Origin of the sequence: Virgibacillus sp. M23, assembly GCF_034190895.1 — a bacterium.
In the GTDB taxonomy this organism is placed as follows: Bacteria; Bacillota; Bacilli; order Bacillales; family Amphibacillaceae; genus Virgibacillus; species Virgibacillus salarius.
In genome coordinates, this window is sequence record NZ_JAWDHA010000040.1 from 1 (window position 1) to 11779 (window position 11779).

Below are 11779 nucleotides of genomic sequence, written 5' to 3' on the forward strand. Positions count from 1 at the left end.
TTAAGAAAGTACACCGCCTTCAGGCAAAATACAAGCCTAAATTATAACAAAAAAGATTCCAGCTATCATTTTTTGATAACTGGAATCTTTTTTAACTTCATAAGGGCTAGTTATGTCCCAGCCCCTTGTATAGGTTGTTCTTTTATACTGAAATAACGAAGAACACCAAAAAACTAATTTTTTATAAGAAAGGTATTACAACCAAGCTGCGCCAACGATAATAAGAAGAATGAATAAGACTACAATCAAGGCAAATCCGCCAACACCGTAACCATATCCACCACCTGCTGGAGCTCCATAACCATAGCCTCCGCAGCCACAACTAGATCCATAACCGAATCCCATTTAAACCCCTCCTACTAATTTATATAGCCTATTAACAAACGTAAGCTGCACCTACGATAATCAACAGGATAAATAAGACTACAATTAAAGCAAAGCCACTGCCGTAGCCATATCCGCCTACTGCTTCACCCATGTTGCTAACACCTCCAGTCCGTTTACATTAATAATGTATGAGCACAGATAAGAATTGATATAGGTTATCACCCAGATCATCAGAATTTGGGCGCTATTTCTCTGGAAAATCTCTTTATTTCCGCTATTCACCTGATACATCTGTCTTTTACAATGCAATATTTTATACATAAAATGTTGTATCTGTACTACAAATGGGGGGTGAATGATATGTCAGGATCACATTACTATTCCGTTTGTCAACGACATAAAGGTAAAGCTGTCGAAATTAAAACACACAATGGGAGAGTTCATCGAGGGATAATTGACCGTGTTAGCTCCAATCGAGTATATTTACGACCACTTGGTCAGCAAGGCTTAGGCGGATTTGGAATTGGATTTTATGGACCGGGTTATGGTTTCGGATTTGGTGTCGCACTTGGAGCCATTGCAACGTTGGCGGTATTGCCATTTTTCTTCTGGTAGTAAGAGAAAGGATGAGACAAACGTATTTTATTCACCTAATAATTCGAACGATTTCAGTTGAATCATTTCGGATTATTAGGTTCTATCATTGATCCAGCAAATTTTGGGTTAACTATTATAGTTTTGTAGGAAATTAGTAATGTCAACATCTAGTATTATAGTACTTATGAGTGGTAAGAGACTTTAAAGGCATTCAATTTCATGGTTATAAATACTTATTTTTGAAAAGATTCTATTTAAGTGGTAGCTACTACCAATATTTTCTTTTATAATGGCACTAAAGAACGATAGATATTAAAGTTGGAGGAAGTTTGTATGTCTGGCATGATGCGTATAAGTCCTGAAGAATTAGCAACTATTGCTCAACAGTATGGTATGGAAAGCGGAAATGTACTAAATATTGTGGGTAATTTGGATGGGCTAATGGAAAAATTAGAGGAAATCTGGGAAGGTAATGCAAAAGATGCGTTTGCGGGACAATATGAAGAATTACGTCCTTCATTCATGCAAATGGTTGAATTGTTAGAGGATGTGCAGAGACAATTAGCTTCAACGGCACAAACACTCCATGATACGGATGCAACTATTGCTAGTCAAATGCGTAAATAAGACTCTAAGTTGTAGTTATTTTGTTTCTTTTTTATGCGGATAATAACAGAAATAGTAAGTTTGTCATAGTGCCGCAGTATGTAAATTGCCGGCACTATTTTTTACGAAATAGAAAATAATAGGGGAGAAAAACATGTATATATATGTCACGGTTAATATTGAACGCTATCATCAAGAAAATATAGAACTGCGATTATCTGATCAATTTATGATTAAACAGCTGATTGATATCACATGGCAGGCGAAACAAATAGAAGGAAAACCAAGAGAAGGACATTGGATACGCGTAAAAAATAAGGAACGTGTTTATAATGGTGGGTTAACCTTACAAGCATGTGGCATTACAACAGGAGACTGTATCGAAATCCTATAAAGATACTAGATGGAATTGATAGTTTAAAGGAGCAAAGAAATGTCTGAGGAGCTTACATATTTAGAGAAACAAACAGACGCAGCTATTTCGTATGAACATGGAAAAATAGAAATCAGTTTTCACCGTGCAAAAGTAAAACTTAACGATCAATTAGAAATTGAATGGTTAAAGTCCATTAATCAAGAGATCCGTAAAGAAATAGTTCGAACGGAAGACGAATTAAAAATCTATCTGTCGCCACCTAAATCTTATCATGCTTTTCATAAACTATACTCCAAGAGTGAACAGGCACAGTGGCAGTTTGCATATAACTTAGTTCAACATATACAAAAACATGCCTTAAAACGATTAAAAATTATTGTTTGTCCTGAGAATATATTGTTTGACTATGGATTGAATCCCCATTTTTTACATTATGGTGTAAGTGAAAGCATACCACCTTATGAAGATAATGATGAAAGGTTATGGAGAGAAGTTAGGGCAGTTATTGCGGAGATAGCAGATAATAAAATTGATTTCGCTTCCTATGTAAAACACCATGAAACACTTGATCTGTCGCCAATTGCAAAGCAAATTATGGATGCAGAAACTTTTGAACAGTTACAGTCGATTATCACTCATCAATTACAAAATAAAGAGAAAGATGAGCAGTCTGTATTACATGTGCCAGCAAAAAAATGGAAAGTACAACGCTACACTTTGATCGCTGTATCTCTATTATTAATCCCAACGCTTTTCTATAGTTTATTTGCACTGTTTTTCAAAATCCCGCAGACAAACGCTTATATAGATAGTAACCGGTCATTTATGGAAGAACAGTATAGTTCTGTGGTAACAACGCTTGAAAACTATGATGAAGCATCTATGCCTTATGGAGTGAAATATCAGCTTGCTTCCTCTTACATTGTCAATGAATCATTAACAGAAAATCAAAAACAAAATGTTCAAAATACCATTACTTTACAGTCTGATGAGCGATATTTCTCTTATTGGATTAATATTGGACGTGGTAACTATCAAGAAGCAATTGACACCGCTAGGTTATTGGAGGACCGAGATTTAATCGTGTATGGTCTATTAAAACAACGTGAAGCATTAAAAATAGATCAAGAGCTTAGTGGAGATGAAAGAGAGGAAAGACTAAATAAAATTGAACGAGAAATAGATGACTATCAAGAAACAATGGATCAAGTCCAGGAGGGTAGCTCAGGGCAAGACGAACCACCAATTGATGAAGAAGCGAAATCAAACAATGGCGATTAAACACAGTTTACAACAGGAGGTGATCTTATGGAGCATCTGTGGTTATTTTATAATGGGTCCTATCAATACCAATCACTTAGCGGATTACAAGATATTTTAATAGGGAATAGTTTAAGCGACACAATTACGATTCAATCCATCTCCTTAGACTCATCAAAGATCTTAATTCGTAAAACGGGCGTTCAAAAGTTGGAAGTATTTCATGGCGGGCATTTTAAAGGTGAAATTGAACCCGACAAGCCGCATGAATTAAACATAAACAATCAAATGATAAAGCTTGTTTATCGATACCAGGAGTATCAAGAAAAAGACTATTACATTGGCAACCATTCGGAGCTGATCATACGTGATTTTTCCTTAGTAAGGCATGATGGTTCGTGGATATTACAACCTACTAACGATTCTGTTTTTCGAAATGGTGAAATTGTCAAAGGAGTAACACCCATACAGTATGGCGATAAATTGTTACATCAATATATATTCTTTTCTATTAAGAAAAACGATATCTTAACCGTTTACGCGCATAATCAATTTTCTATAGAATTAACAGAAATGAAAGAGCCAACATCGGTTATGAAGGAAAAGTATCCATCGTTTCGTAGAACACCTCGTATGATTTATGAAATGCCCGATGATAAAGTTGCTTTTTCGTTTCCTTCTGAGGAAATTGATGATGAAAGACGAGGAATCTGGCTAATTATTTTACCTCCGCTCATGATGCTTATTGTTATGGGGGTTGTAGCCTTGTTACGTCCACGAGGTATTTTTATTTTGATTTCTCTAGCAATGTTTGGTACATCGCTAATAACTTCTACTGTACAATATTTTAAAGAAAAGAAAAATCAGCTTAAGAAGCAGGAAAAGCGAAAAAGGTTATATACACGCTATTTAAAAAATAAGCGTGAAGAACTTTACCAGTTATCGAATAAACAGCGTGAGGTACTTTATTATCATTTCCCTTCATTTGAACGCATGAAGTATTTGACAAAAGAAATTAGTGATCGTATCTGGGAACGAACATTAGTAAGTAATGACTTTTTGCGGTTTCGTATTGGTAGAGCAAGAGTGCCATCTACCTACGATGTTTCTGTCCAACGAAGTGATATGTCCAACCAAGAAATGGATGATTTATTGGAAAAATCACAGGAGCTTGTTGCCCATTATAAGTATGTCAATAATGTACCATTAGTTATTGATCTATCCCAAGGTTCAATGGGAATGGTTGGTAAAGATTCAATCGTAAAGAAGGAAATTCAGCAAATTGTTGGTCAATTAAGTTTTTCCCAAAGCTATCATGATATTCGATTTGTAACTATATTTCATGAGGAAGAGTATAAGCAATGGGAGTGGATGAAATGGTTGCCACATTTTCAGTTACCACATACATACGCTAAAGGATTCATTTATAATGAACAGACACGTGATCAACTACTTTCTTCCATTTATGAAATGTTAAAGGAACGAGATTTAGACGAAGAAAAGGGTAAAATAACCTTTTCTCCGCATTTTGTGTTTATCATTACGAACCGTCAGTTAATTTCTGAACATGCTATATTAGAATATTTAGAAGGTGAACACGCTTCAATTGGCATCTCAACTATTTTTGCAGCAGATACGAAAGAAAGCTTATCGGAGCATATACACACCTTGGTAAGATACATTGATGATCAGCAAGGAGATATCTTGATTCAACATCAAAAAGCCGTACATATACCATTTAAACTTGACGGGCATCAAAAACAGGATAATGAAACCTTTGCGCGAACGCTGAGATCTTTGGATCATCAATTAGGGATGAACAATTCAATTCCAGAGAAAGTAACCTTCTTACAATTATTTCAATCAGCAGATATTCGTTGTTTAGACATTGCCAATAAGTGGCGAGAGAATCAGTCCGCCAAATCACTTGCTGTACCAGTTGGTCTTAAAGGAAAAGATGATCACGTATTATTAAACCTACATGAAAAAGCACATGGACCACATGGTTTGTTAGCTGGTACAACGGGCTCAGGAAAAAGTGAATTTCTACAAACCTATATTTTATCTTTAGCTGTTCATTTTCATCCTTACGAGGTAGCTTTTCTATTAATAGATTATAAGGGTGGTGGGATGGCTCAGCCATTTAAACACATTCCGCATTTATTAGGTACAATCACAAACATTGAAGGGAGTAATAATTTTAGTAAACGAGCACTTGCTTCAATTAAAAGTGAATTGAGAAGACGGCAGCGTTTATTTGATCTCCATGAAGTAAATCATATTCATGATTATATGCTTCTATATAAGCGAGGGGATGCCGTGGAACCAATGCCGCATCTCTTTTTAATCTCTGATGAATTTGCAGAGCTAAAGAGAGAAGAACCGGAATTTATTAGAGAATTAGTTAGTGCTGCACGAATTGGAAGAAGTTTGGGAGTACACTTAATTCTTGCTACGCAAAAACCTGGTGGTATTATTGATGACCAAATTTGGAGCAATGCACGGTTCAAGATTGCTTTAAAAGTTCAAGAGGAAAGTGATAGCAAAGAGGTTCTGAAGAATGGTGATGCGTCAAAAATCACAACCACTGGACGAGGATATTTACAAGTGGGAAATAATGAGGTATATGAACTTTTTCAATCCGCGTGGAGTGGGGGACCATATACAAAGGATGCGTTTGGTACGGAGGATGAAGTTGCGTTGGTTACAGACTTAGGTCTTATTCCTTTATCAGAGGTTTCAACAGAAGAAAGTGGAGCAAGGCATAAGAAAACGGAAATAGATGCAGTGGTAGAGGAAATCTCCAAGGTGCAAGAGGAATTGCAAATCCGCAAATTACAAAGTCCTTGGCTACCTCCTCTCCCACAGAGAATTACAAAAACAGAGGACAACATTGTAGCAGATAATGCGTACGAGATAGGTTTGGTAGATGAACCTGATCAACAAAGACAGACTAGTTATCTTTATCGTGTCATGGACGATGGAAACATTGGTATTTTCGGCTCTTCAGGCTATGGGAAATCAACGACAATACTTACATTTTTACTTCGTTTCTCAATGAAGAATAGCCCTGAAAAGATGAACTATTATATTTTTGATTTTGGAAATGGAGCACTTCTACCACTACAACAACTGCCACAAACTGGAGATTATTTTCGGTCAGATGACCATAGAAAGATTGAGAAGTTCTTCACTTTTATGTCAGCACAGATGGAAGAGCGAAAGCAGTTATTTAGGGATCAGGAAGTTAGTAATATTAAAATGTATAATGCTTTAGTAGAAGAGGAGTTACCAATTATCTTTATCGTGATTGATAACTATGATTTAGTAAAAGAAGAATTGCAGGAAATAGACAATCGCTTTATCCAAATTGCTAGAGATGGTCAATCGCTTGGTATTTATACAATTCTGACTGCTTCACGAACCAACGCGGTAAAGCATGCGTTGATGAGTAATCTGAAAACAAAAATTGTGCATTACTTGATGGATACGTCGGATAAATATGCGATCCTTGGAAAGACCGCATATGAAACAGAGGCAATTCCTGGAAGAGTTTATATTAAGAATGAAGAGCCATTTCTTGCGCAAATTTATCTGCCTTCAAGTGGCGAAAGTGATGTTGAGGTATTAACAGGCATTAAAGGAATAATTCAACTACTAAATAAAACCTATGTAGATGCTCCGAAGCCAAAGTCGATTCCGATGTTACCACATAAGTTATCATATCAATCATTTCTTAATCGTTCAGATGTTCAATTGTCTGGACAAACCCCGGCAATTGGCTTGGATGAAGCAAATGTAAAACCTGTGTATCTGGACTGGCAAACAAATCGACATTGCCTGATTCTTGGCGATACACAAAAAGGTAAATCAAATGTGTGCAAAGTTATTATCCATCGAATGAAGGAGAAAGCTATAATTGGATTATTTGATTCTATTAATCATTCATTAGCAAACTATGTAGAGGAAGATTCCGTTAATTATATGGAAACGAAGGAAGAATTAATAACATGGTTGAAAGAAATTGAACGAGAGTTTGAACGTCGAGAGCAAACATATAGGGAAGCTTTGATGGAAAGAAAAACAGCAAAAATCTTATTTTCTCCATATATACTTATGATTGACGGAATGAGTAATTTTCAGCAGAAATTGGATACTATGCTCCAAACAAAATTAGCAAATTTTATGAAGCATAATAGTCATCTTGGGTTTAGTGTTATCGTCTCTGGTGGTGCGAATGAATTTTCCAAAGGGTTTGATCCATTTACAAATGAAGTCAAACAAGTGAAACAAGCAATCTTACTCATGAAAAAATCTGAGCAAAACTTGCTTTCATTACCATATACACGTAATGAACAAGAAATTAAAGCAGGTTTTGGCTATTATGTAAAAAACGGTAACCCAATAAAAATTCAGATTCCACGCTATGACCTTGAAGGGGTGACCTATTAAATGGACAAGGGAATGAAAGCATCCATAGGGTTAAGCATGAAGGTACTAATTATATTACTATTACCACTTCTATTATTTCGTTATGTGGATAGTCAACCTAGAATTATTCTGGAAGAAGAGTCAAGTATTCGAAGTGTGGCAATTGTTAATGAAGATACTGGATATGAAAGTGAATTACAGTCGATTAATCTTGGGCATGAAATACCTATCCTATTAAAAGATCAGGAGGATTACTCATGGACCGTAGTTAATCGAAGTACAGCAGAGCAGGGGCTTGCTAATAAAAATTACGATGCGATTATGTATATCCCTTCCAATTACTCCAAAAATATAATGACCTTTAAAGAGAATCAGCCGACAAAGGCATCACTTCATTATGTAATTCAGCCTAATTTGGAAGCGAAGGAACGACAACGAATCCATAGGCAAATGGCGAATGCTAAAAATATAATTAATCAAGAAATGATATCGTTATATTGGAATTATGTTTCTCAGCAGGTCAATCATATTCGGGATCAGTTTGATTTAATTGTTGAAAAAGAAATTGCTTTTCAAGATGCAATGTATTCCTTCTATACACCTTCGTCAAAAACATTAGCGTATGAAATAGATGTACATAAATCTAACTTGAAAAACATATTAAAGGATACGAGTCAAGTTGATGAGATATCATCAAGCAATGTTCATACTGCTGAAAAAGTCGAAAACAAAATGAAGTCCTTTGCCAAAGCATTAAATGAATATAAAGAAACGCAAAAGAAACAACAGCGTTTATTAGAAATATATCTAGATGAAAACCAAGAGGCATTTCATGAAGGATTGACGAGATATCATCAGGCTCTTGAAGAAAGTATAACTTCAATTGAAGAACAGTTTAAGCAGCAATCGGTGCTATTTAAAGAAAATAGAAATCAATTATCGGGTAATTTTGAACATTTAAAGAATAATGTAGTACACGGTAGAAACTATGTGGATAAGTGGAATGAAATACAAGCAAAAAAATATGAATTACTTTTATTAAAAATAAATACGTATAAAGATAAATTTTTAAACGAACCAAATACTAAACTAGACAAAGCTATACGTAATTTAAAAGGTTTAAAAAGAGATATCATTGATATTCCAACAGCTCCTAATGTGAATGAAGTTATTACAATTGATTTAGCAAAACTGAGTGAACATATGGCAGAGTTGGGTAAGGCTATTGATCAGTTTTCAGCCGCAAGTGAGGAAGAGCCGGAAATTCCTAAAGAAGATAAGGCTGACTGGAATAATATAGTCAATAACTTCGCAAAATTAGATACGGAGTTAAATGCTTTAGTAGAATTGCAATCTAACAATCCAAATCCTAATGAAATTATTGATGTATGGGAAGAACACGTCAATGAATGGAATAAAACTTATAAAAAACTGATGGATCAGATAGAAGAGCCCATTTTGAAATTAGTTAATAACATTGAAGAGAAACAAAACAAAATATTAGTAAGTAAAGAAATATCTGATGAAAGAAGGGAGTTTTTAAAGGGTGAGTTTGAAAAATTAAAATTGGATAATAAACCACTTATTTCTTTAATTGTGTATTCAGAAGAGTTATCAGTCTACATGAATACATTAAATCAAAAGAAAAAAGTAAATAATGACATTTTGAGCGTTTTTGAGAAGGAATTACATACATTAACTACTTTAAATTCAAATTATTATACAAAACTCAATGATGTATTTGGCAAGAATTTAAACGCTATTAATTCATCAAAATCAGTAGGAGAAGAAAGGATAGGTCTTAGTGAATTAATTAAAAACACAGAAGATTTATTTGCTTCTTATAATGATAAACTGAATCAAGGAAAAACAAATATTAAAAGTATTATAGAAGAAATGGAGCTTGGTTCAGCTAATATTACAGAGAAACTACAGAAAATTAACGATCATACCTTTGAATGGAAGATATCTCCTGTCCTAGAACAATTAGATGGAGAAATGATGGTCGAAATTCAGCAAGGTACCATGTCTGATTTAGAGCATATGGCTGAACTGTTAAATAAACTAAATGAAAACCAAAATCAAATAACTTCCTCCACAGAAGAGCTACAGGAACAAGTAAATACGGTTCAGCAGCAATCAGATGAATTAAATAATAAATGGTCACAAAACGTTGCTTCATCTGAAAAGGTACGGAATGAAATCTATGATATCCTAGGAAATACAATTGTGGATGGACAAGTAAATCCACTTGTTTTCAATTATTTATCAAATCCTGTACAAGTGGAAGGACAGCTGAATGGTCAAGTAAAAGCAGAAACAGAAGATAGGATTCCACCAGTAATAATGTTTATCATTATTTTATTAAGTGGTTTATTAATTGGTTTTTTAAGTAATTACTATTCCAATACATCCTATCTTGTTCAAGGCGGACTGTTCTTGCTCTTAAATATAGCTGTAGGGTTGATTATTAGTATTTATGGATTGAACATGTATTCATTAGATAATGCTAGAGCTATGCAATGGTCGCTATTTACTATATTGTTGTTGGTTACCTGTGCAAACATAGTTCGTGGGGGATTATTTATTGGCCAATTTGTCGGTTGGATAACAAGTATGATGATGATCGTGTTTTTTATTTCACCTTTAGTAGATCTAATTGTACCGGAGTTTCGATTTAATAATCCGATAACGGATGTATATATTTCTTTACAATATGGTACAGGCGAATCCACCTATTTAGCTATGTTCATACTAGCCTTAATATCGTTACTCATGTCAGCTCTTATTTACACGATTCAGCAGTTTAAAAATAAGTCTAAGGTGGATGAGGATGAAGAAGAAGCACTTTAGTTTACTCGTTCTAGTAGCTTATTTCTGGTGTAGTCCCGTTTTTGCTGAAGGAAGCGATACACCGGAACCTAATGAATACAAAGAAAAGGAAATAGAAATAAAAAAATCATATCAAAATGATGTAAGCAAAAGAGGAGAATTACCAGAGGAACAAAAACATTTAACATTCCAAAAGCAGGATCAAACAGATAGTATGCAGTTAAGGGAGCAATTATTCCAAATTTCTCGACTAGAAGCAAATACGATTATAGCAAAAGCAGATCAATTAGCACTTTTTTCAAAGCAAGATCGAAATACTATCCGAAAACAAGAGATACAGCCAACGGAAAGTCCGTCCAATATCTTAACTGTATTGATAGTTACTGTGGTCATTATTATTGCTGCAATGTTTTTGCTGATTATTCCAAAGTACAAGCAATCCCATAATTAATTTTATGGGATTGTATTTATTTAATCGACTCAACCCCTAATATCAACATTATCTAGCTCTGCTATCTTTTCACTAGTTAATGTTAGCAATTCCTGACTAGTAGCTCGATGTTTTTCCAGGTATTTTTTAACTAGATAATTGCCAACGGAATAACCCATCATGAATGGATAAAATTGAAGTCCATAAAGAATGTGATGATGTTTTCTACTTTTTTTTGATAGTTGGTTATGAGGTAGAATATGTTTTTCCCAAAAAACGTTTAACATATCATCTGAATATTTACTTGTATAGAATGCTGTATATTTTTCACCTAGCCGTTCACGTACAGCATTTTCTGCCAACCCCTCTAAAATAATCGTGTCTAGTAAAGTATAATCTGCTTCTTCCTTGGAATAGTTCGTTAATCGACAGGCATGATTATATTCATGCGTAAGTAATGCTTTTATTTCATTTGGTGTATTTGTGTCGGATAAAAATAAAAAAAGTTTATCTTTAAAAGTTAGCCCAGCCTTACTATTATAATCATCTTTTAACTTACGGTTGGTGGTATCAGATGGGAAAATGAAAATAGGAACACTAGGGCCATTCCAGAGTCTTTTTAGCTGTTGATAGTCTTCCTCTACGGTTTGCCAAACTTGTTTTTTTATAAGTTGCCTGACTCGTTGTTTTTGTAGTGGTGGCAGGTACATACCGAATTGGGTTAAGTGGGCATATATTTCATCAGCGTAAGCATGCTCAAAATAATCCTCCATCTTTTCCGTGATTTTCAAAGGGGTTTTATAGTGCTTTAACAACCATTGATCTGTCCGTATAACTCCCATTTTTCCCCACCCTTACATCATTATTTTGATAGCATATGCGCTTTTTTTATAGACGTTTCCAGACTATATGTATTTTTG

General features: G+C 34.6%; 10 protein-coding genes. 7 read left to right on the forward strand and 3 right to left on the reverse strand.

Translation table 11 applies throughout. From position 1 onward, the window contains the following. Window positions 1–195: 195 nt before the first annotated feature. Entirely contained in the window at window positions 196–345 is a 150-nt protein-coding gene (locus RVS70_RS14625) for a YjcZ family sporulation protein (protein ID WP_034679373.1), read from the reverse strand. Between the two features lie 31 nt (window positions 346–376). Then, window positions 377–478 (reverse strand): YjcZ family sporulation protein, encoded by a 102-nt coding sequence (locus RVS70_RS14630; RefSeq protein WP_080668726.1) that lies wholly within the window; start codon window positions 476–478, stop codon window positions 377–379. 209 nt (window positions 479–687) lie between these two features. On the opposite strand from RVS70_RS14630, the gene RVS70_RS14635 reads away from it, so the two are divergent. The 7 genes from RVS70_RS14635 (at window position 688) to essA (ending at window position 10880) form a co-directional block, all read left to right on the forward strand. Beyond that, window positions 688–942, forward strand: a complete 255-nt coding sequence (locus RVS70_RS14635) for a hypothetical protein (RefSeq protein WP_026682178.1) — start codon at window positions 688–690, stop codon at window positions 940–942. Window positions 943–1257: 315 nt separating this feature from the next. Beyond that, window positions 1258–1551 carry a WXG100 family type VII secretion target gene (locus tag RVS70_RS14640; RefSeq protein WP_026682177.1) on the forward strand — a complete coding sequence of 98 codons (294 nt, stop codon included), beginning with the start codon at window positions 1258–1260 and terminating at the stop codon, window positions 1549–1551. A gap of 133 nt (window positions 1552–1684) precedes the next feature. After that, on the forward strand, window positions 1685–1924 hold the full coding sequence (locus RVS70_RS14645) for an EsaB/YukD family protein (protein WP_121604999.1): 240 nt from the start codon (window positions 1685–1687) through the stop codon (window positions 1922–1924). 39 nt (window positions 1925–1963) lie between these two features. Next, window positions 1964–3187, forward strand: a complete 1224-nt coding sequence (essB, locus tag RVS70_RS14650; protein ID WP_121605000.1) for a type VII secretion protein EssB — start codon at window positions 1964–1966, stop codon at window positions 3185–3187. 27 nt (window positions 3188–3214) lie between these two features. Then, a complete protein-coding gene (essC, locus tag RVS70_RS14655) occupies window positions 3215–7618 on the forward strand; it encodes a type VII secretion protein EssC (protein WP_121605001.1) in 4404 nt (1467 codons plus the stop codon). Continuing rightward, a complete protein-coding gene (esaA, locus tag RVS70_RS14660; protein ID WP_321133818.1) occupies window positions 7619–10450 on the forward strand; it encodes a type VII secretion protein EsaA in 2832 nt (943 codons plus the stop codon). Next, window positions 10431–10880, forward strand: a complete 450-nt coding sequence (gene essA / locus RVS70_RS14665) for a type VII secretion protein EssA (RefSeq protein ID WP_026682172.1) — start codon at window positions 10431–10433, stop codon at window positions 10878–10880. The genes esaA and essA overlap by 20 nt, the downstream gene beginning before the upstream one ends. 29 nt (window positions 10881–10909) lie before the next feature. Here essA and RVS70_RS14670 read toward each other — a convergent pair whose 3' ends face one another. Next, complete coding sequence (locus RVS70_RS14670; protein WP_026682171.1) at window positions 10910–11701, reverse strand: DUF2268 domain-containing protein; 792 nt, start codon at window positions 11699–11701, stop codon at window positions 10910–10912. Window positions 11702–11779: the final 78 nt, after the last annotated feature.